Consider the following 21,027-nt stretch of genomic DNA (forward strand, 5'->3'; position numbering starts at 1 on the left):
CGAGAGCCGTGCCCGTGACCCGTCCTGCCCCCACGTCCACCGCCACCCTTCCCGGCACGGCCACGGCCACGGCCACGGCGCCGTCGGCCCCGCCCGGAGAGAGCGGCTCGGGAGTGCGGGCCAGGCCGGCCCTGGTGATCCTTGCCCTCTCGACCGCGGTCCTGGCCTTCTCGCTCATGCAGACGCTCCTGGTGCCGGCCCTCCCGACGCTGGGCGAGGCCCTCGGGTCGGGGCCGCAGGGGACGGGATGGATCCTCACGGCCTTCCTCGTCGCGGGTGCCGTGCTCGCCCCTGTCGTCGGCTCGCTCGGCGACCGCTACGGGCACCGTCGGGTCCTCGTCGTCACGCTCGTCGTCTTCGCCGCGGCGACCGTGGCCGCGGGCCTCGCACCCAACCTGGGCGTCCTGCTCGCGGCGCGCGTCGTCCAGGGCGTGAGCACCGCGACCTTCCCGCTGGCCCTCGCGATCTCGCGCCGGTCGCTCGACGGGCGGCACCTGGTCACCGCCCTCGGGTGGCTGTCCGGGATGGTCGGCGTCGGGGCGGGCGTCGCGCTGGTCCTGGGTGGTCTGATCGTCGAGTCCCTCTCGTGGCACTGGCTCTTCTGGTCGACCGCGGCCCTGGTCCTCGTCGCGCTCGCGATGGTTCTTGCCTGGGTCCCGGCGGCACGCGTCCGTCCTGCGGGACGCGCGGCGCGCACCGACTGGGCGGGGACGATCCTGCTCGCGGGAGGTCTCGCAGGGTTGCTGCTCGCGGTCTCCCAGGGCCGGTCGTGGGGGTGGACGTCGCCGCTGACCTGGGGCGTCGGGCTCGCGGCGATCTGCGCCCTGGCCGTGCTGGTCCTGGTCGAGCTGCGGTCGGCCGCGCCCCTGGTCGACGTGCGCACGTTCCGCAACCGGTCGCTCGTGATCACGAGCGTCCTGACCCTCGCCCTCGGGTTCGTGCCCTACGTGTTCTACGTGAGCCTGCCGCTGATCCTCCAGGCGCAGCCCAGCGCCGGGTCGGGACTCACGGTCACGCAGACCGGTCTGGTGCTGCTCCCCAGCGCGGTCCTGGTGTTCGTGGGCGGGCGCGTCGCTCCGGCGCTGAGCATCCGCTTCGGCGCCAAGTCGTTGGCGATCACGGCCGTCCTGGTCATGGCCGTCGCGGGGGCGGGCCTGGCCGTCTGGCCGGGCGAGATGTGGTCCGTCCTGGTGTTCTTCACGCTCCTCGGGCTCGGCAACGGGATCGGGTTCGCGGTGTGCGCGCAGCTCGTGACGATGCTCTCGCCGGCCGACGAGGTCGCGGCCGCCACGGGGCTCAACGCGGTGCTGCGCACGGTCGGGTCGGCCGTCGCGGCCCCGGTCACGACCGCGCTCCTGGCGGGGGCCGTGGTCCAGGGCGGGACCGTCTCCTCGACGACCCCGTTCTCGGTGGCCTTCGGGCTCGCCGCCGTCGTGGGTCTTGTCGCGCTGGTGGTCGCGGGGGCGCTGCCGTCGGCGCGCGCGGGCGTCGCTCGCGCCTGACCTGTGCTCGCCCAGGAACGACGACGGCGGCGCGCACCCTCCCCGAGAAGGTGCGCGCCGCCGTCGGGCGCGGGGAGCGGGTGCCTCAGCCCGTCGAGCTCGACGCGGCCGGCTGCTTGGTCAGCATCTGCTCCTTGAGGCGCAGGGTCTCGTCCTCGTCCCAGCCGTCGGGGGCATTGAGCGCCGACCAGCCGTCGGCGTACTCGAGGTAGTAGACGTGCCCGTGACCCGCGGGGATGTCGGAGGCAGCGGCCACGAACAGGTCGCCCGTGAGCTGCCAGAACGTCACGACGGGTCGCCACTCGACGGCGTCGAGCACGTCGGGCCCGTGGGGCTCGCGCATCCAGTCGGGCTCGGACCACAGCGTCGTGGGGGACCACCACGTGACGCCGTCGGACGCGTGCTGGACGTACACGACGCGCGGGGTCTCCCACGTGCCGGGCACGGACCAGATGTTGGCCGCGCTCGAGACCTCGGTGCCCCACCGGACCTGTGCGCCCTCCTCGTACACGGGCGAGTACTCGAGCGAGCCGGCGTCGCGGTGGGTCGTGAAGTCGGTCCAGTTGGGCGTGAAGTTGGGCGTGCCCACGAACATGGCGCCGTCCGTGCGGGTCGTCATGTCCTGCAGGCCGCTGAACGCGCCCTGCGCGCCGAACGAGCCGAGCGAGATCCCGAACGCCATGAGCCGGGGACGCGAGTCCTCGGGCTGCTTCGACCACGCCTCGTACACGGCCTCGTAGAGCGCCTTGCCCGCGTTCGGCGGGGTGCTCCGGTCACCGACGAAGCTGATCCAGCTCGGCAGGTACGAGTACTGCATCGAGGCGATCGCGGTGTCGCCGCCGTGCATGAGCTCGAGCGAGTTGCTCATGCCGGGGTCCACCCAGCCCGTGCCGGTCGTGGTGGCCACGACCAGGACCGAGCGGTCCCAGGCGTTCGTGCGGTCGAGCTCGTCGACCACGCGCTGCGCGGTCGCGTCGAGGTCGCCCTCGGGGTCGAGGCCCGCGTACACGCGGATGGGCTCCTGGACGTCTGCCGGGTCGATCACGTCGCCGCCTGCCGCGAACTCTGTCAGCTCGGCCTGCGTGGGGCCGAGCGCCACGAACCGGCGCCCCTCGGCGCCGAGAGACTCCCAGGACGAGCCGGACTCGGGCGAGCCCGACCGGTCGGGCGAGGTCGGCGGGGCGAGCTTCGGGTCGATCTGCTCGTTGGCGCTCGCGTAGACGTTGTTGAGCATGTGCAGCGCCCCGGCCCAGATCACGCCGTTGAAGAGCAGCACGACCACGACCGCGACGATCACCCCGCTCAGGAAGCGGGCGATCGGCTTGGGCATGATGTTGTCGACCAGCAGGCTCACCCACTGCGCGACGCGGCGCAGCGCGCGGCCGAGCTGCAGGACGCCGATCGCGATGAGGACCGCGACGAACACGACCGCGACGTCGTTGGCCGGCGCCTGCTCGGGCATGCCGAACAGGGCGCGCAGCTCGTGCTGCCAGCGCGCGCCGAGCACCAGGAAGAGCGGCACGAGGACGATCGTCGCGGCCCCCAGGACCCACCAGGCGATCCGGCTCACGCGCGGGCTCCAGCGGATCCGCAGGCCCACCTTGAGGGCGAACCACTCGACGAACGCCCCGATCCCGTACCCGCCGACCATGCTCATGCCCGTGATGAGCGCCTGGTAGTACCAGGCGCGGGGGATGAGCGAGGGCGTGAGCGAGTAGCAGAAGAACAGGAGGGCGAGGACGAGCCCGGTCGTGGAGAATCGCCGTGCGTAGTGCTGGAGCCACGCCCACGCCCGACGGCGCCGCGACGGCCGGGCGCCCGGCTCGCCGTCGGGCGTGGTCGAGCGCGCGCCGGGCTCGTCCGTCGGCCCGGCAGGTTCGGCCTGGCCGACGGCCTCGGCGACCTCGGGCGCGCCGGCGTCCGGAGCGTTCTCGGGCTTCTGCGTGACGTCTGGCTGCACGGGTGCGATCGTACGGGGCTGGTGGGTTCGCGCCACCGGGCGCCGGGTGAAGCGGACGAGCCGGGGGCCGGACGGGCCCGACGGGCCGGGGGACGGAGCGCCTGCGGTTCCGGCCCTCCGGCCCACTCGCCCTGCCAGGGCCCTGCTCAGCGCTCGTCGTCGGCCGCGTCGCCGATGTACGTCGAGACGTCGTCGGGCAGCCCGTCCTCGTTCATGTCGTTCGAGCGCTTGCGCCGCGCGTCCCAGCGCAGCGCGGCGGCCGCGAGCAGGGCCGAGATCACCGACGCCAGCAGGACCGCGGCCTTGGCCGACTCGGTGTGCTCGGAGTCGGGGAACGACAGCTCGGCGATGAGCAGCGAGACCGTGAACCCGATCCCGGCGAGCAGGCCCACGGGCAGCAGGTCGCGCACCCCGATACCGGGGGCGAGGCGCAGCGGCGTCAGCCTCGTCACGAGCGCCGTGACGCCGAGCACGCCGATGCCCTTGCCGACCACGAGCCCCACGATGATGCCGATCGCGACCGGCTGGCCGATCATCTCGCCGACCCCGCCGCCGTCGACCAGCGAGACGCCGGCCGCGAAGAACGCGAAGATCGGCAGCGCGATCCCCGCGGAGACGGGCCGGACCACGTGCTCGTACTGGTGCGTGCGCGAGGACTTCTCGCCGAACAGGACGACGGCCGGGACCGTGAAGCCCAGGAGCACGCCCGCGACGGTCGCGTGGATCCCGGACGCGTGGACCAGGGCCCAGACGACGAACGCGAGCGGGAGCAGGAGCCACCAGTGCGTCCGGCGTCGGCGCACCAGGAACGCGAACAGCGCGACGCCCACGAGCGCCAGGCCCAGCGGGGCCCAGTGCAGCGTCTCGGTGTAGAAGACCGCGATGACGACGATCGCGAGCAGGTCGTCGACCACGGCGAGCGTGAGCAGGAACGTGCGGATCGCGGTCGGGAGCCCGCGGCCGAACACTGCGAGGACCGCGAGCGCGAACGCGATGTCGGTCGCGGTCGGGATGGCCCAGCCGTGCACCGCGTCGGCGCCCCCGCCCCACAGCGCGACGGTGACGTAGAGGATCGCGGGCACGACCATGCCGCCCACGGCCGCGAGCATGGGCACCCCGGCCTGGCGCGGGTTGCGCAGCGAGCCCGAGACGAACTCCTGCTTGAGCTCGACGCCGACCACGAAGAAGAAGATGGCCAGCAGCCCGTCGGCGGCCCACGTGGACAGCGACAGGTCGAGGTGCAGCGCCTCGGGACCGAACGTCAGCGCGGACAGGTCGAAGTACGCCGCACGCCAGGGCGAGTTGGCCCACACGAGCGCGATGATCGCGGCCCCGATGAGGAGCGCACCGCCCGTGGTCTCGCGCGTGACCCAGCGCTTCCAGCGCTGCGCAGCGGTGGGGCGCGTCGTCGGCAGGGGAGCGGGGGCGGGGTTCTGGCTGCCCGACGGCGACGCGCTCGCCGGGAGGTTCGTCGCACCGTCCGCGGTCGCCGGGCCGGGGGTCGCGTCGCTCGTGCGAGGGGAGTCGTCCGGGGTGGGGGTGTGCTGCTCGTGCGTGCTCACAGGTCTCCTGCGGTTGAGGGGTCGTCGACGTCACGCCGACCAGACTTCCCGGCACACCAGCCTCCCATCTTACCGGTCGAGCGGCTCGGTCGGTCTGGGCCGGCTCTCGGTGGACGGTCCTGAAGGAGGACGGTGGGATCGCCCGGGGACGCCGGAAGGTGGACCTCGGCGGGCGACAGGTCCGCCGAAAGGGGGATGTCTCGGACACCTCGCCCACGGGAGCATGGACAGGTGTACGAGAAACTCTCCGACCGGCCCGAGCCCGACGTCCCTCCTGGCACCCCGGAGGAGACCGTCGTCGGGTGCTCGTCCGCCGACACGCTGTTCCTCCGCGTCGTCCTCCCGGTCCTCGGCGCCGTGGCCGGGGTCGGCCTGCGCTGGCTCGCGGCCTGGATGGCCGGTCTGTCGTGGGCGCCGTGGCAGGGCATCGCCCGGTCGGTCGACACGCTCGCCGACAGGTGGGGGGCGTGCACGGTCGTCGGGCTCGGGATCCTGGGCGCTCTCCTCGGGGCGGTCCTCGCCCAGCACCTGGTCGAGACCATGGGGCGCATCGCCGTGACGTCCACGGGGGCCGGGTTCAGGACCAAGGACACCCTCGAGACCCTCGGGCGGTCCGACGTGACGGACGTGTACGTCGAGGACCAGGAGATCGTCCTCCTCGCAGGCGAGCGGGAGGTCGGTCGGTGGCCCGCGGACCTGCCCTTCGCGAAGGTCCGGGAGGCGTTCACGAGCCACGGGTGGCCCTGGCGGGAGACCGGCGACCCGTTCCGTGCGGCCTACCGCCGCTGGGAGATCGGCGACCCGGGGCTTCCCACGGGCGCCGACGCGCTCCTGCGGGCACGGGCCGGCCTGATGGACGCGGGAAAGACCGACCACGTCCGCGCGCTGCGAGCAGACCTTGCGGCGATCGGGGTCGTCGTACGGGACGACGGGGCCGCCCAGCACTGGCGACCGGCTTCCCCGGCTGCCCCCACGGGGGCGGTCGGCGTCGAGCGCCGCGCCTGAGGCCGTCAGCCCGCCTCGGCGACCAGCCCGGCGAGCTTGGTCACCGTGTTCCAGTTCCGCGCCGTGCCCCACAGCCCGACCGCCCGCAGCAGCACCGCGGGCGTGAGCCTCGAGGTCCCGACACCGCCCTGGTACCAGGTGTAGCTGACAGGCCCGGACCACGCCATGTGCTCGACCCCGTAGCTCAGCGGGTCGAGGGCGGCGACCCGTTCGGGATCAGGTGCCGCAGGGTAGAACGTCAGCAGCAGGTGCGACGGGTCCTGGCTCGCGGCCTCGGGAAACGGGTTCGCCGTGACCGCCCGCTCGAGGTCCGCGCCCGTCAGCGCGAGCACGTCGACGTCCAGCCCCAGGCGCCGGGCGAGCCCCGCGCGCACGAGGCGCGCGACGTCGTCGGGCCCCGAGGCTCCCGACGTCCCCGGCGAGACGACGAGGTTCCCGCTGTTCAGGAGCGTGCGCGCGTCCGCGAACCCCGCGTCCTGCGCGACCGCGCGCAGGTCTGCGGAGGGGACCTTGCGGCCCCCTCCCACGTTCACCCCGCGCAGCAGCACCGCGCAGGCCGACGGGACACCGGACCCGGCCACGCCTCAGCCCAGCAGGTTGCGCGTCGAGGCCGGCATGCTCGGCGCCACCGCCACGGGCGGGCGGACCACGCAGCGGAAGCCGATGTGGCTCGTCGCGGTGTCGACCGCCTGGGGAGAACGAGCCGCGGGCCGGTAGCGCAGGCAGTACTCCGGTGCGCACAGGTGCGACCCGCCCTTGAGGACCTTGCGAGGGATCGCCGAGCCGGGCTCGGCGCTCGCGGCCGCGAGCGCGTCCGAGGAGTCGGCGGGTGCGTCGCCGGCCCCCTCGACCGTCGCCCGGCTGCCCAGGGGGTCGTGCGGGGCGGGGTGGGCCGCTGCCATGGCCGCGCCCGTGCTCGGCGCGCAGCACGCGGGGATCTCGATCGTGAGCGCGTCGCGCGCGGCCGCGACCTCCTCGGCCGTGCGCGCGTCGGCCGCGTGGCTGGGGGTGTAGAAGGACGACGTCCACTCCCAGACGTTGCCCGTCATGTCGGCGAGCCCGAACCCGTTCGCGGGGAACGTCCCCACAGGGCTCGTGCCCACCCAGCCCCGCGCGCCCGTGTTCCGGTAGGGGAACGAGCCCTGCCAGTGGTTCGCGAGCAGCTCGCCGTCGGGCCGGTACTCGTCGCCCCAGGCGAACCGCGCGCCGTCGAGCCCGCCGCGACCCGCGTACTCCCACTCGGCCTCGGTCGGGAGCGACCGGCCCGCCCACGCCGCGTACGCCTGGGCGTCCTCGAACGAGACCTGCACGACCGGGTGGTCCTCGCGCCCGGTGATCGAGCTGCCCGGGCCGTGCGGTGCGCTCCACCGGGCCCCGGGCTGCCAGCGCCACCACTGGCGCCAGTCGGAGAGGTTCACCGGGCCCGCGGTCGGGGTGAAGACGAGCGCCCCCGGCTGGAGGTCCTCGACCGCGACGCCCGGGTAGTCGGCCGGGTCGAGCGGGCGCTCGGCGACCGTGACGTAGCCCGTCGCGTCGACGAACGCCGCGAACTGCGCGTTGGTCACGGGGTGCTGCTCGATCTCGAACGGGCCGACCGTGACCTCGTGGACCGGGGCCTCGTCGGGGTAGAAATCGGTCGATCCCCGCCGGTAGGTGCCGCCGGGCAGCGGGACCAGGGGCGAGAGGGGCGAGGTTCCGCCCGTCGTCGAGCGGGCTGTCGGGCCCGGCATCAAGCCGGGCAGGGCGGCGCCCGCCGTCGTCTCGCCGACCGGACCTCGTGCCTGCTCGGGTGCCGATGACGTGCCCGCTGCCGTGTCCATGCGTCTCCTCGTGTCGAGCTCGTTCTCGATACTGCTCTGATACCGCCCCGGTGCTGCTCCGGTGGCGGGCTGTGCCTGCCGCCGCGTGTGCCTGCCGCCGCGCCGACGCCGCTGGTGGGCGGCCGTCGGGTGTGCTGTGACCTGCAGCGATGCCGCCCGGCCTGCTCGCACGACCCGCCCGACCGAGCCTAGTGCCGCGAGCGGTGGCGGGAGTAGTCAACACCTCGGCAGCAGTCGAGCACCTCTGTCGTGTCCGTCGGGCCATGTAACGCGAGGTGGAGGCCGGCCGTCGAGGTAGAGGGTTCGTGCCCTCTACCTCGACGCCGGCCCTCTACCTCGGCGGACCACGTCCCGGGCGCGTGACGTGCCCCACGGCGGGGGCTTCTCTCTCGACCCGGCGGTCGCTTGGGCGTATATTCCGACGGGAATATTCCTGGGGGAGCGAACGCGTCCGAGCGCTCGGCGCGAGCGCCCGGCCCGTCGGTCGGTTGGCCCCGCCGACCATCACGGCCCGCCCGGCCGCCCGAACCAAGCGACGAACGAACGAACGAACCGCCGTCAGGAGGCGAGAGCATGGCACGCAAGGAGCTGTCCGCCGCCGCTCTCCTCCTCCTCGGGCTCCTCCACGAGCAGCCCATGCACCCCTACCAGGTCCACCAGACGCTCAAGCAGCGCGGGGACGACCGGCTCGCGAGCATCACGCCGGGCTCGGTCTACCACGCGATGGACCGCCTCGCGGCGGACGGGTACGTCGAGGTGGTCGGCACCGACCGCGAGGGCAACCGGCCCCAGCGGACCACGTACCGGCTGACGGACGCCGGGCGGGACGCGTTCGCGGACCGCACGGCCCTGCTCCTCGGTCACCCCCGGCGCGAGCACCCGTGCTTCCCGCTCGCCCTGTCCCAGGCCCACGCGATCGACCGCCAGAGCGCGGTCGACGCGCTGCGTGCCCGCCGGACCGCGACGGCCGACGAGCTCGCCTCCTACACCAGCAGGTACGACGTCGTCCGGCACCACGGGCTGCCGCGTCGCCTCCTGCTCGACGTCGAGTACGACATCCACCGGATCGAGTCCGAGCTGGCCTGGCTCGACGGCCTGCTCGCCGACCTCGACTCCGGAGCCCTGGACTGGGACGAGTCCGTCCCGCAGTCCTTCCGTGACTTCGCTGCCGCCCGCTCGCACGCGGCAGCGACGGATCACGTGCCCTGACGGGCCGCCGGCGTCACGCCGGTACCGCTGCTCGCGCAGCCTTCTCGCACACCCCCGCACCTCTCCGAGCCCCGAGGACCACCCATGACCACGCCACCCTCTTCCGGGAGCCTGCCGACGGCCGGCACCCGGACGGACCCCGCCACGCCACCCGCCCCCGCCGACGCGCCCGCGGGCCCGCCGGCCGGTGCTCCTGCCGGACCACCGCTCGTCGACCTCGGCGGGCGCAGCCCGTGGAGCATCCTGCCCGCGCTGTGCCTGGGCTTCTTCATGATCATGGTCGACACCACGATCGTGAACATCGCGGTCCCCACGCTGGTCGACACGTTCGACACGACCCTGACCGCGGTGGGCTGGGTCAACAGCGCCTACCTGCTCAGCTACGCGGTGCTCCTCCTGCTCGCCGGGCGCCTGGGTGACAGGTTCGGCCCCAAGCCCGTGTTCGTCCTGGGCCTCGTGGTCTTCACGCTCTCGTCGCTGTGGTGCGGGCTGTCGGGATCGGTCGAGATGCTCATCGTGGCGCGCGCGGTCCAGGGCGTCGGCGCGGCACTCATGACCCCGCAGACCATGTCGATGATCACGCGCGTCTTCCCGCCGCGCCAGCGCGGGGCCGCGATGGGTCTGTGGGGAGCGGTCGCGGGCGTCGCGACCATCGCGGGCCCGCTGCTCGGCGGCGTGTTCGTCGAGACCTGGGGCTGGGAGTGGATCTTCTTCGTCAACATCCCCGTGGGCGTCGTGGCTCTCGTCCTGGCGCTGCGGAGCCTGCCGTCGCTTCCCACCAACAAGCGCAGCTTCGACATGATCGGCGTCGCGCTCTCGATCGTGGGCCTGTTCCTGTTCGTGTTCGGCCTGCAGGAGGGCGAGACCTACCACTGGGGCACCGTCGTGGGACCGCTCACCATCTGGTCGATCATCGGCCTGGGCGTCCTGGTGCTCGCGGCGTTCGTGCTGTGGCAGCGGCACCTGGGCGACCGCGCCCTGCTGCCGCTCACGCTGTTCCACTCGCGCAACTTCTCGCTCGCGAACGTGTCCGGCATGGCCGTGTCGTTCGGGATGATCGGGATCTTCTTCCCGCTGACGATCTTCCTGCAGTCGATCCTGGGGCTCTCGCCGATCGAGGCCGCGCTCATCAACCTGCCGGGATCGCTCGTGTCCGGCGTCGTGGCGCCGTTCGCCGGCAGGTTGTCCGACCGGATCCCGGCCAAGTGGGTCGTCGCGACGGGCTTCGCGCTGCTCGCCGCCTCGGTCGTGTGGCTGAGCGTCGCGATCACGCCCGACGCGAGCACCCTGTCCATCGTCGCGCCCATGACCCTGTTCGGGATCGGGACCGGGGCCGTGTTCTCGCCGCTCGCGAACCTCGCGACCTCGGGGCTCGACCACCGCACGGCGGGCGCCGGTGCGGGCGCGTTCAACACGTTCCGCCAGGTGGGCGGCGTGATCGGCTCGGCCGCGATCGTCGCGACCCTCACGAGCCGGCTCTCGGCGACCCTGCCCGCGGCCGCGCGCGACGCCGCGGCGGGCCTGCCCGCCGACCTGCGTCAGCCGTTCGTCGACGGCTTCGCGTCGGCCGGCGGGGCGTTCACCGGGGGAGCCCAGGCCATGGAGCTGCCCGCCGGCATCCCGCCCGAGGCCGCGGCGCAGATCCGCGAGGCCGCCACGACCGCGCTGCACCAGGGCTTCTCGGTCGCGGTCGGGCAGACGCTGCTCGTCACGTCGGCGGTCCTGGTGATCGGGCTCGTCGCGGCGCTCGCCATGCGCGCGACGCACGTCGCGCACGCGGACTGAGCACTCGCGGACGGTGCCCGACGGCGGAGCGCACGTGCCGCCGTCGGGCCCCCGGGGCTCGCCCGCCCCGTCCCAGGGGGTGGGCGAGCCCTGCTCGCGTGAACGGCAGGTGACATCTCGGACGCGCGGCGTGTCAGGTCGACACGGCCGAACTTCACGGGCGTAGTTTCGAGCGTGACGGACGACACACGTCGTCCTCCGGGAGGCCATCCGATGGAGTTTCTGCTCCGCGCAGGAGGGCCGGCACCGGCCATCCGTCGGCCGGTCGCCTGCCCCACCCAGCGAGAACGGCGCCGCGCGCCGGAGGGAGCCTGCTGTGGTCCGAACCGCCTCTGCTTCTGGAGCTGCACCCGACGTCACGGGCGTCGCGTCCCCTGACCCGACGAGCCCCGACCCCGCGACCTCCGCGGCCCGTCGTACCTTCGTCATCGACACGTCCGTGCTCCTGTCCGACCCGCGAGCGATGCTGCGCTTCGCCGAGCACGACGTCGTCCTCCCCGTCGTCGTCATCACCGAGCTGGAGGCCAAGCGGCACCACGCCGAGCTCGGGTACTTCGCCCGCAGCGCGCTGCGCATGCTCGACGACCTGCGGGTCAAGCACGGTCGGCTCGACGCCCCGCTGCCCGTGGGGGCCGTCGGCGGGACGCTGCGGGTCGAGCTCAACCACACGGACCCGACGGTGCTCCCCGCCGGGTTCCGCCTGGGCGACAACGACACGCGCATCCTGTCGGTCGCGGCCAACCTCGCGAGCGAGGGCTGCGACGTGACCGTGGTGTCCAAGGACCTGCCCATGCGGGTCAAGGCCTCCGCCGTGGGGCTGCGGGCCGAGGAGTACCGGGCCGAGCTCGCGATCGACTCGGGCTGGACGGGCATGGGCGAGATCGACGTGAGCGACGAGCAGATGGCCGACCTGTGGGAGCACGAGTCGGTCGAGCTCTCGGCTCTCGACGCCGCCACGGTCGCGGCCGCCGAGCCGCTCCTGGTGCACTCGGGGCTCGTGATCCACTCGCCGCGGGGTTCCGCGCTGGGTCGCGTCACGGCCGACAAGCACGTGCAGCTCGTCCGGGGGGACCAGGACGTGTTCGGCGTGCACGGGCGCTCGGCCGAGCAGCGCATCGCGATCGACCTGCTGCTCGACCAGGAGATCGGGATCGTGTCGCTCGGCGGGCGCGCCGGGACGGGCAAGTCCGCGCTCGCGCTCTGCGCGGGCCTCGAGGCCGTGCTCGAGAAGAGGCAGCACCGCAAGATCATGGTCTTCCGCCCCCTGTACGCCGTGGGCGGCCAGGAGCTCGGCTACCTGCCCGGCTCCGAGGCCGAGAAGATGAACCCGTGGGCGCAGGCCGTGTTCGACACCCTGGGCGCGCTCGTGTCCAAGGAGGTCATGGACGAGGTCGTGGACCGCGACGTGCTCGAGGTCCTGCCCCTGACCCACATCCGCGGGCGCTCGCTCCACGACGCGTTCGTCATCGTCGACGAGGCCCAGTCGCTCGAGCGCAACGTCCTGCTGACCGTGCTCTCGCGCATCGGGCAGTCCTCCCGGGTCGTCCTCACGCACGACGTGGCCCAGCGCGACAACCTGCGCGTCGGTCGGCACGACGGCGTCGCCGCGGTGATCGAGGCGCTCAAGGGGCACCCGCTGTTCGCGCACGTGACCCTCACGCGCTCCGAGCGCTCTCCCGTCGCGGCGCTCGTGACCGAGATGCTGGAGAGCATCGAGGTCTGACCTCGCCGGATCCGGTGCGTCGTGGCCCCCGGTCCTCACGGACCGGGGGCCACGACCGTGCACGATGCCTCGCTCGGGCCCGTCCGAAGGTCGGCTCTCCGACGTCGACCGGCATACTCGGTGCGATGAGCACAGGTCAGCAAAGTCCCGCGGTCCTCGTCCCCTCGGACCCGGCGTGGGGCGAGCGGGCCGCGGCCCTTCTCGCGGACGTGCGTCGTGCGTTCGCTCCCCTCGAGGGAGCGGACGAGATGCGCTACGACCACATCGGGTCCACGGCGGTCCCCGGGCTCGCCGCCAAGCCCTTCCTCGATCTCCAGGTGCGTGTCCCGGTGCTGCTTCCTGTCGAGGACTGGGCGCACGCCCTCGGGTCGACGACCTTCCGTCAGGCGCACGGCAGCAGGCCCGACTCCCCGGGTGTCACGTTCGATCTCCCGCGAGGGCGAACGGGACGCGACGACGAGACCCTCTGGAGGAAGTCCCTCTTCGTCTCGGCCGTGCCCGCCGCGATCCTGCACGTCCGGCGGTCCGACTCGCCCTGGGGCGCGTACACCGTCGCGCTCCGGGACCTCCTGCGCGACGACCCGCGCCGGCGTGCGCAGTACGAGCGCCTCAAGAGCCGGCTGGCTCGCGAGCACGCGGAGGACGGCGACTACGACGACTACACGCGAGCCAAGACCGTGTTCTTCGACGAGGTGCAGGACGAGATCGAGCGCCGGGTGCGAGCCTAGGCTCGAAGCCCCTGGCTCAGACCGCGGCATCTCCGGCGAGGGGTGCTGCCGGACGGCTCCGCGCGTGGACCAGCACCACGGCGAGCACGCCGACCAGGGCGCCGACCGCGGTGTCGAGGGCCCGGTCCAGCGCGATGCCCTCGCCCGACCCGCCGAGCGACGTCATGAGCAGGGCCATGGGCGTGATGGTCAGCATCGCGAGGCCGTAGTGACGCCCCACGACGATCTCGGTCACGACCTGGAGCACGACGACGAGCGCCGCGGTCGCCCAGAAGCCGAGGTGCGCGTCGAGCAGCGGCCACGCGATCAGGGCGCCCGCGACCGTGCCGAGCGCCCGCTGGAGCGCACGGACCACGGCGTGCTGCGTCGTCGTGCCCTGGAGCGTCGCGGTGGCGCCCATCGCGGCCCAGGCCGGGTGCCCGAACCCGGCGACCTGCGCGAGCCCCGCCGCGGCGGCCGCTGCGAGCGTCACGCGCGCCGCGCGCAGACCCCAGCCTCCGTCGGTGAGCGACGCGCGGGCGGTCGCGCGCAACGAGAGGCGTGAGGGGAGGTCGGCGGGCGTCCCGGCCGCGCCGGAGAGCTCGTCGGCGAGCCGCAGCGCGGTCACGCGCGTGCGGCCGTGCGAGGCGTCGTCGGCGAGGACGGTCCGGGCGAGGGCCACGGCGTCCCGTGCCCGCCCGACGGCGCCACGGTCGTCGGGTGCGAGGGCTGCGGCCTCGGCGGCGAGCGTCGCGCGCCGCACCGCCAGCCGTGCCGGACCGCTCGGCCGGACCAGAAATCCTGCCAGGCACACGACGCAGGCGACCACGACGCCCAGGAGCGCGGCGAGGCCTCGCGGGGCCAGGTCGGCGAACGCGGGTGATCCCGCCAGGCCCGCGCCCGCGGCGAAGACGACGATCGTGGCGCCGGGTGCGCCCGTGCGCAGGAGCTGGCACAGCGCGGTCATGCCGCCGGCGAGCAGCGCGACGATCCCGAGCGTCACCGCGGCGGGGGCGCCCGCGGCCGTGACCGCGGTCGTGAGCAGGATCGAGCCGATCATGGTCGTGCCGACCAGCGCGAGCAGCGCGGCGCGACGGCGGTACGGGTCGAACCGGCCGTAGAGCGAGGTCAGGGCGCCGAGGGCCGCGAAGCCCGCGAGCTCCTGGTGACCGCTCGTCGCGGCGAGGACGAGCGTGAGCGCGACGCTCGCCCCGCACCGCAGGGCTGCCGCGAGGGTCGCGTCGACCGAGGTGAGGCGCAGGGCGGCCCGCAGGTGCGCGGGGTCGAGGACCTCGCGCGCGGCGGTGCGGACCGGGGTGCGTTGGTCGGGTGAGTGCTGCTCGGTGGTGGCGTGGGCGGGCATGACGGTGGCGGTCGACGAGGAGAGTGGCATCCCGTCCAGGATACGCCTCGTTCGCAGATGTTTCACTAGTGAACTAATTGGGCCGGGCACTACGCTGGTCCCGTGGACTACGTGGAGCGCCTGCGCGAGCAGTGGGCAGAGCAGATGCCCGACGTCGACGTGTCGCCCGCCGACTCGATCGGCCGGATCACCCGTATCGCGGCGCTCCTGGCCGAGGCGAGCGACGCCGCCCTCGCGCAGCGGTCCCTGACCCGGCCCGAGCTCGAGGTGCTCACGGCCCTGCGGCGCGCGGGGCGGCCACTGCGCGCACGCGAGGTCACGACCATCACGCGCGCGCCCGGCGCCTCGATCACCAAGCGGCTCGACCACCTCCAGCGCGAGGGCCTGGTCGAGCGGACCGTCGTCGAGCGCGACCGGCGCGGGGTGCTGCTATCGCTCACCGAGGAGGGTGAGCGCCTCGTCGACGAGCTCTTCCCCGCCCAGCTCGACCGCGAACGTGCCGCGCTCGACGGGCTCACCGACGACGAGCGCGAGCGCCTCGCCGAGCTGCTCGCGATCGTGCTGCGCCGGGTGGACCCGGTCGAGTACTGAGCCTGGCGTGGCGGGCCCGTGGTTCGGCCCCTGCTGCAGCCGGCCCTGCCCTGCCCAGCCCCGCCGCGGACAGGGCGTCCGGCATCGGAGGACGGAGCAACGACGGACGGCGTGGGCCGGGTGCAGTCACCCGGCCCACGCCGTCCGTCGTCCTCGCCGAGGCACGCGTCCCGAGGGCGCCGCTGCCTCAGTCGTTCTGGAGGGTCACGCCTGCGGCGGGCGCGTCATCGACAGGACGTCGAGCGCCGTGTCGAGCTGCGCCTCGGTGACCTCGCCGCGCTCGACGAAGCCCAGGTCGATCACTGCCTCGCGGACCGTGATGCCCTGCTTGACCGAGTGCTTGGCGACCTTGGCCGCCGCCTCGTAGCCGATCACGCGGTTGAGCGGCGTGACGATCGACGGCGAGGACTCCGCGAGCGCGCGCGCACGCTCGACGTTGGCCGTGATGCCCGTGACGGTCTTGTCCGCGAGGACGACCGACGCGTTCGAGAGCAGGCGGATCGACTCGAGCACGCCCAGCGCGATGACCGGGATCTGCACGTTGAGCTCGAACGAGCCGCTCGCGCCGGCCCACGCCACGGTCGCGTCGTTGCCGATCACGCGCGCGGCGATCATGAGGACGGCCTCCGGGACGACGGGGTTGACCTTGCCCGGCATGATCGACGAACCCGGCTGCAGGTCGGGGATGAAGATCTCGCCGAGGCCCGTGTTGGGGCCCGAGCCCATCCAGCGCAGGTCGTTGCAGATCTTGGTGATCGAGACCGCGATGGTGCGCAGCGCGCCCGAGAGCTCGACGAGCCCGTCGCGCGAGCTCTGCGCCTCGAAGTGGTCGCGCGCCTCGGTCAGCGGCAGGCCCGTGTCCTCGACCAGCAGCGCGATGACGCGCTGCGGGAAGCCGGCCGGCGTGTTGATGCCCGTGCCGACGGCCGTGCCGCCCAGGGGGACCTCGGCCGCACGGGGGAGCGCCGACTCGAGGCGCTCGATCCCGTAGCGCATGGCTGCCGCGTACCCGCCGAACTCCTGGCCGAGCGTGACCGGGGTCGCGTCCATGAGGTGCGTGCGGCCCGACTTGACGACCGTCGCGAACTCGGTCGCCTTGGCCTCGAGGGCCTCCGCGAGGTGCGTCAGGGCCGGGATCAGGTCGTGCACGACGCCCGCGGTCGCGGCCAGGTGCACCGACGTCGGGAAGACGTCGTTGGACGACTGCGAGGCGTTGACGTGGTCGTTCGGGTGGACCTCGCGGCCCAGCGAGCGCGTGGCGAGCGTCGCGAGGACCTCGTTGGTGTTCATGTTCGACGACGTGCCGGAGCCCGTCTGGAAGATGTCGATCGGGAAGTGGGCGTCGTGCGCGCCCGAGGCGACCTCGTCGGCGGCGGCCACGATGGCGGCCGCGACGTCCTCGTCGAGCACCCCCAGCTCGGCGTTGGCGCGCGCGGCGGCCTTCTTGACACGAGCGAGGGCCTCGATGTGGCTGCGCTCGAGAGGAGTGCCCGACAGCGGGAAGTTCTCCACGGCGCGCTGCGTCTGCGCGCGGTAGAGGGCGGCCGCGGGGACGCGGACCTCACCCATGGTGTCGTGCTCGATGCGGTAGTCGGAAGCGTCGGCAGAAGTCATGGGGCTAATGGTGCCGCACGAGCGCGGGTGATCTCGAACCCGGCCGCGGGGTGGGTGCGTGCTGCACGTCACCCGCGCGGGCCGGTTCCGGTGCGGGAGTCGGGCGCTCAGACGTCCGGCGTGTCCTCGACGTCGCCCACGACCTCGACGAGCCGGGCGCGGCCGTCCGCGAGCGTGTACTCGACGCCGACGATCGCGAGCCGACCCTCGGCCACGGCGTCGGCCAGGGCTGCCGAGTAGCCGTGGAGCATGTCGACCGTGTGGCGCACGTGCTCGCGGCGCAGCGTGTCCGGGTCGAGGGTCGCGAGGCTGCCCGTGCTGCTCGTGATGTTGACGATCGAGGGGATGACCCGGTCCACGACCGCACGGACGAACCCGTCGGCCTGCTCGCCGGTCGCGAGCGTGTGGGCCGCGGCGGCGATCGCGCCACAGCTGTCGTGGCCGAGCACGACCACGAGCGGCGTGCCCAGGATGTTGACCCCGTACTCGATCGACCCGATCACGGTCGTGTCCAGGACGTGACCCGCGGTCCGCACGACGAACACGTCGCCCAGTCCCTGGTCGAAGATGATCTCGGCGGCGACACGCGAGTCGGCGCAGCCGAAGATCACGGTGTGCGGGTGCTGCGCGACGCTGAGCTCCGCCCGCCGAGCGGCACCCTGCGAGGGGTGCTCCATCTCGTCGCGGACGAAGCGCCCGTTCCCGTCGCGGAGCATGGCCCAGGCCTTGGCGGGGGTCAGCGCGGGTGGGGTCTGCTCGGTCGTCTCAGTCGTGGTCACAACCTCCATGCTCGCTCATGGGGGCCTGTCCCGTCGGCGGTGTTCACGATCCGACCCTCGCCGTGGACACGGCGACCCGGCCGCGCGGGCGAGCGGCGCCGTCGGGCCCTCGGACGAGCGGCTCGACGGCCCATCGGAATGTCCCTCCTGTGGCGAGTCGTCCGGGAACGGTGTAGCCCTGGGAGGAGTGAACCAACCGAGAACGGGCACGGCGCAGCGCCCGTTGGACGAAGGGGAGACCGTGCACCGACGCATCCGGGCACTCGCCGCGGCACTCGCTGTCGCGACCGTCGTGCCGCTCGCCGCGTGCAGCACGGGAGAGGGCTCCGGCCCGCCCGTGCTCACCTGGTACATCAACCCGGACAACGGAGGACAGGCCGCGATCGCGGCGTCCTGCACCGAGGCGGCAGGGGGCGCCTACACGATCGAGACGTCCCTCCTGCCGCGTGACGCCGCCGCCCAGCGCGAGCAGCTCGCGCGGCGCCTCGCCGCGAAGGACTCGTCGATCGACCTGATGAGCCTCGACCCGCCGTTCATCCCCGAGCTCGCCGAGGCGGGCTTCCTCGCCCCCGTGCCGGAGGACGTCGCGACGGCCGCGACCACAGACGTCGTGCAGGGCGCGATCGACGGCTCGACGTGGAAGGGAGAGCTCGTCGCGATCCCGTTCTGGGCCAACACCCAGCTCCTCTGGTACCGCAAGTCGGTCGCCGAGGCCGCGGGGCTCGACCTCGCTCAGCCCGTGACCTGGGACCAGCTCATCGACGCCGCGCAGTCCCAGGACAAGTACCTCGCGGTCCAGGGCGCCAAGGCCGAGTCGCTGACCGTGTGGATCAACGCCCTCGTCGCGTCGGCGGGCGGTCAGATCCTCGAGAACCCCGAGGCCCCCGCGGACGAGCTGAAGCTCGGGCTCGAGACCGACGCGGGTCGTGACGCGGCCCGCATCATCGGTGAGATCGGGACGTCGGGCGTCGGCGGACCGGGCCTGCCGAGCGCCGACGAGTCGGCCTCGCTCACGCTCTTCCAGGGGGACAAGGGCTCGTTCATGGTCAACTGGCCGTTCGTCTGGTCCTCGACGCAGGGCGGCGTCGAGGCGGGCTCGCTCGACCAGTCGCTGCTCGACGACATCGGCTGGACGCTCTACCCGCAGACCGTCGAGGGCAAGGACACGCGTCCGCCCTATGGCGGCATCAGCCTGGGCGTCGGGGCCTTCAGCGACCACACCGACCTCGCCTACGAGGCCGCGCAGTGCATCGTGACCCCCGAGAACCAGGCCGCGTACTTCGTGTCGGACGGCAACCCGGCGGCCAGCACGACGGCCTACGACGACCCGGCCGTGCAGGAGGCCTATCCCATGTACGACGTGATCCGGCAGTCGCTCGAGCAGGCCGCACCCCGGCCGCAGACCCCGTTCTACAACGAGGTCTCGACGGGTCTGCAGCAGACCTGGTACCCGCCGTCGAGCGTGACCGAGGACGGTACCCCCGTGAAGTCGACCGACTTCATCACCGCCGTCCTGCGAGGGGAGCGACTCCTGTGAGCACCGAGACCCGGGGCGCCCACCCGGCCCGGCCCACGCCGGACCCCGCGCCCGGCGCGGACCGCGGACCCGACAAGAAGGCCAGGGCCGCGCGCAGCGACCGGGCCCGGGCCGAGGCCCGCCTCGGGTGGTACCTCGCCGGACCCGCGTTCGTCGTGATGCTGGCCGTGACGCTCTACCCGATCCTCCAGGCCTTCTACGACTCGCTGTTCAACTACAAGCTCACGGCCCCCGACGACCGCTCGTTCGTGGGCCTCGGCAACTACGTCGTGATCCTCACCGACCCCGTGTGGTGGCGAGACTTCGCCGTGACGTTCTTCATCATGGTCGTCTCCGTGGTGGTCGAGCTCGTCCTGGGCTTCGCGCTCGCGCTGGTCATGCACCGCGCGATCAGGCGGCTCCGTGGGCTGCTGCGCACCGCGATCCTCGTGCCCTACGGGATCATCACCGTGGTCTCGGCGTTCGCGTGGTTCTACGCGTTCGACATCACCTCGGGGTACGTCAACAGCTGGTTCGACTGGGTGCCCGGGATCGGGCCGGACCTCAACTGGTTCGCGCACCAGGGCACGAGCCTGTTCGTCATCATCGCGTCCGAGGTCTGGAAGACCACGCCGTTCATCTCGCTCCTGCTGCTCGCGGGCCTCGCCCAGGTCCCGGGAGACCTCGAGGAGGCCGCGAAGGTGGACGGGGCGACGGCCTGGCAGCGCTTCTCGCGCGTGATCGTGCCCAACATGAAGGCCGCGATCATGGTCGCCGTGCTGTTCCGCGCGCTCGACGCGTTCCGCATCTTCGACAACGTCTTCATCATGACCAACGGGGCGAACAACACCGAGGTCCTGTCCCTGCTGGCGTACCGGACCTCGATCGGCCAGCTCCAGATCGGCATGGGCTCGGCCATCTCGGTCCTGCTGTTCCTGTGCGTGATCGGGATCTGCTTCGTCGCGATCAAGCTCTTCAAGGTGGATCTGGCCGGCGCGAGAGGGGAGCGATGATGGGCAGCGTCCTGAGCACCCGGGCCCGCGTGTGGTGGGCCGTCATCACGATCGTCGTCCTCGTCGGAGCCCTGTTCCCGGTCGTCTCGATCCTCATGACGAGCTTCAAGGGTCCGAGCGACATCAACTCGGGCACGTTCCTGCCCCCGCAGTGGAGCACCGACAACTACGGGCAGATCCTGTCCTCGAGCGGGTCCGCGCAGGAGCTCTTCCTGTCGGCCCTGCGGAACTCGGTGGGCATCTCGCTCATCGCGACGGCCATCGCGGTGGTCCTCGCGACCCTCGCCGCGTACGCGATCGCGCGCCTCGACTTCCCGGGCAAGCGGCTGATCCTCACGACCGCGCTCGGGGTGTCGATCTTCCCCGTGGTCTCGATCGTCACACCGCTGTTCAACCTGTGGCGCAACATCGGGTTGTACGACACGTGGCTCGGGCTCATCATCCCGTACCTGTCGCTCACGCTCCCGATCGCCATCTGGACGCTCGCGGCGTTCTTCCGCCAGATCCCGTGGGAGCTCGAGCAGGCCGCGCAGGTCGACGGCGCGACGCCCTGGCAGGCGTTCCGCAAGGTCATCGTGCCGCTCGCGGCGCCCGGCGTGTTCACCACGGCGCTCATCGCGTTCTTCATCGCGTGGAACGACTTCATCTACGGCATCTCCTTGACGTCGACGAGCGCGGCCCGTCCGGTGCCCGCTGCCCTCGCGTTCTTCACGGGGGCGTCGTACTTCGAGGAGCCGACGGGCGCGATCTCGGCCGCTGCCGTGGTCGTGACGATCCCCGTGGTGATCCTCGTGGTGCTGTTCCAGCGCCAGATCGTCTCGGGACTCACGCAGGGGGCGGTCAAGGGATGAGCAGAGCCACCGGCCCGACGGCGCCGC

The 21,027-nt window shown here is 72.9% G+C and carries 17 protein-coding genes; 10 read left to right on the forward strand and 7 right to left on the reverse strand.

Annotated elements, in window-relative coordinates; translation table 11 throughout:
- Positions 1–14: 14 nt before the first annotated feature.
- A complete protein-coding gene (locus ASE15_RS19870; protein WP_200960593.1) occupies positions 15–1,502 on the forward strand; it encodes an MFS transporter in 1,488 nt (495 codons plus the stop codon).
- Positions 1,503–1,587: 85 nt separating this feature from the next.
- Here ASE15_RS19870 and ASE15_RS19875 read toward each other — a convergent pair whose 3' ends face one another.
- Together ASE15_RS19875 and nhaA are read right to left on the reverse strand one after the other, a co-directional pair.
- On the reverse strand, positions 1,588–3,462 hold the full coding sequence (locus tag ASE15_RS19875) for an alpha/beta-hydrolase family protein (protein WP_082618639.1): 1,875 nt from the start codon (positions 3,460–3,462) through the stop codon (positions 1,588–1,590).
- A gap of 146 nt (positions 3,463–3,608) precedes the next feature.
- Positions 3,609–4,877 (reverse strand): Na+/H+ antiporter NhaA, encoded by a 1,269-nt coding sequence (gene nhaA, locus ASE15_RS19880; RefSeq protein ID WP_056765542.1) that lies wholly within the window; start codon positions 4,875–4,877, stop codon positions 3,609–3,611.
- A gap of 378 nt (positions 4,878–5,255) precedes the next feature.
- On the opposite strand from nhaA, the gene ASE15_RS19885 reads away from it, so the two are divergent.
- Positions 5,256–6,029: a hypothetical protein gene (locus ASE15_RS19885; protein ID WP_056765453.1), complete on the forward strand. Its 774-nt coding sequence runs from the start codon at positions 5,256–5,258 to the stop codon at positions 6,027–6,029.
- 5 nt (positions 6,030–6,034) lie between these two features.
- Here ASE15_RS19885 and ASE15_RS19890 read toward each other — a convergent pair whose 3' ends face one another.
- Complete coding sequence (locus tag ASE15_RS19890; protein WP_056765456.1) at positions 6,035–6,610, reverse strand: DUF1697 domain-containing protein; 576 nt, start codon at positions 6,608–6,610, stop codon at positions 6,035–6,037.
- A gap of 3 nt (positions 6,611–6,613) precedes the next feature.
- Positions 6,614–7,759 (reverse strand): formylglycine-generating enzyme family protein, encoded by a 1,146-nt coding sequence (locus ASE15_RS19895; protein ID WP_056765549.1) that lies wholly within the window; start codon positions 7,757–7,759, stop codon positions 6,614–6,616.
- Between the two features lie 663 nt (positions 7,760–8,422).
- On the opposite strand from ASE15_RS19895, the gene ASE15_RS19900 reads away from it, so the two are divergent.
- The 4 genes from ASE15_RS19900 to ASE15_RS19915 all read left to right on the forward strand — a co-directional run bounded on the left by ASE15_RS19900 (position 8,423) and on the right by ASE15_RS19915 (position 13,294).
- A complete protein-coding gene (locus tag ASE15_RS19900; RefSeq protein WP_056765459.1) occupies positions 8,423–9,058 on the forward strand; it encodes a PadR family transcriptional regulator in 636 nt (211 codons plus the stop codon).
- A gap of 84 nt (positions 9,059–9,142) precedes the next feature.
- Positions 9,143–10,843, forward strand: a complete 1,701-nt coding sequence (locus tag ASE15_RS19905; RefSeq protein WP_082609166.1) for a DHA2 family efflux MFS transporter permease subunit — start codon at positions 9,143–9,145, stop codon at positions 10,841–10,843.
- Positions 10,844–11,306: 463 nt separating this feature from the next.
- Positions 11,307–12,566: a PhoH family protein gene (locus ASE15_RS19910; RefSeq protein ID WP_056654600.1), complete on the forward strand. Its 1,260-nt coding sequence runs from the start codon at positions 11,307–11,309 to the stop codon at positions 12,564–12,566.
- Positions 12,567–12,691: 125 nt separating this feature from the next.
- Positions 12,692–13,294: a GrpB family protein gene (locus ASE15_RS19915; protein WP_056765469.1), complete on the forward strand. Its 603-nt coding sequence runs from the start codon at positions 12,692–12,694 to the stop codon at positions 13,292–13,294.
- Between the two features lie 16 nt (positions 13,295–13,310).
- Here ASE15_RS19915 and ASE15_RS19920 read toward each other — a convergent pair whose 3' ends face one another.
- The gene (locus ASE15_RS19920; protein WP_056765484.1) at positions 13,311–14,666 is read right to left on the reverse strand and encodes an FUSC family protein; all 1,356 of its coding nucleotides are present in this window, start codon (positions 14,664–14,666) and stop codon (positions 13,311–13,313) included.
- A gap of 72 nt (positions 14,667–14,738) precedes the next feature.
- Here ASE15_RS19920 and ASE15_RS19925 point away from each other — a divergent pair, with 72 nt between their 5' ends.
- Positions 14,739–15,227, forward strand: coding sequence for a MarR family winged helix-turn-helix transcriptional regulator (locus tag ASE15_RS19925; RefSeq protein ID WP_056654543.1), 489 nt, complete (start codon positions 14,739–14,741; stop codon positions 15,225–15,227).
- 204 nt (positions 15,228–15,431) lie between these two features.
- Here ASE15_RS19925 and ASE15_RS19930 read toward each other — a convergent pair whose 3' ends face one another.
- Positions 15,432–16,841 (reverse strand): aspartate ammonia-lyase, encoded by a 1,410-nt coding sequence (locus ASE15_RS19930; RefSeq protein ID WP_056654545.1) that lies wholly within the window; start codon positions 16,839–16,841, stop codon positions 15,432–15,434.
- Positions 16,842–16,948: 107 nt separating this feature from the next.
- Positions 16,949–17,629 (reverse strand): carbonic anhydrase, encoded by a 681-nt coding sequence (locus ASE15_RS19935; RefSeq protein WP_056654548.1) that lies wholly within the window; start codon positions 17,627–17,629, stop codon positions 16,949–16,951.
- Between the two features lie 232 nt (positions 17,630–17,861).
- Between ASE15_RS19935 and ASE15_RS19940 the strand changes: the two genes are divergently transcribed.
- From ASE15_RS19940 to ASE15_RS19950, 3 genes are read left to right on the forward strand one after another with little or no spacing between them, the layout of a single operon-like run.
- The gene (locus ASE15_RS19940) at positions 17,862–19,157 is read left to right on the forward strand and encodes an extracellular solute-binding protein (protein WP_056765494.1); all 1,296 of its coding nucleotides are present in this window, start codon (positions 17,862–17,864) and stop codon (positions 19,155–19,157) included.
- Positions 19,154–20,149 carry a carbohydrate ABC transporter permease gene (locus tag ASE15_RS19945; protein WP_082609169.1) on the forward strand — a complete coding sequence of 332 codons (996 nt, stop codon included), beginning with the start codon at positions 19,154–19,156 and terminating at the stop codon, positions 20,147–20,149. Before ASE15_RS19940 ends, ASE15_RS19945 begins: the two co-directional genes overlap by 4 nt.
- Positions 20,146–21,000, forward strand: a complete 855-nt coding sequence (locus ASE15_RS19950) for a carbohydrate ABC transporter permease (RefSeq protein ID WP_056765496.1) — start codon at positions 20,146–20,148, stop codon at positions 20,998–21,000. Before ASE15_RS19945 ends, ASE15_RS19950 begins: the two co-directional genes overlap by 4 nt.
- The last annotated feature ends 27 nt before the right edge of the window (positions 21,001–21,027 follow it).

Source organism: Oerskovia sp. Root22 (assembly GCF_001429135.1).
GTDB classification, from domain to species: Bacteria; Actinomycetota; Actinomycetes; order Actinomycetales; family Cellulomonadaceae; genus Oerskovia; species Oerskovia enterophila.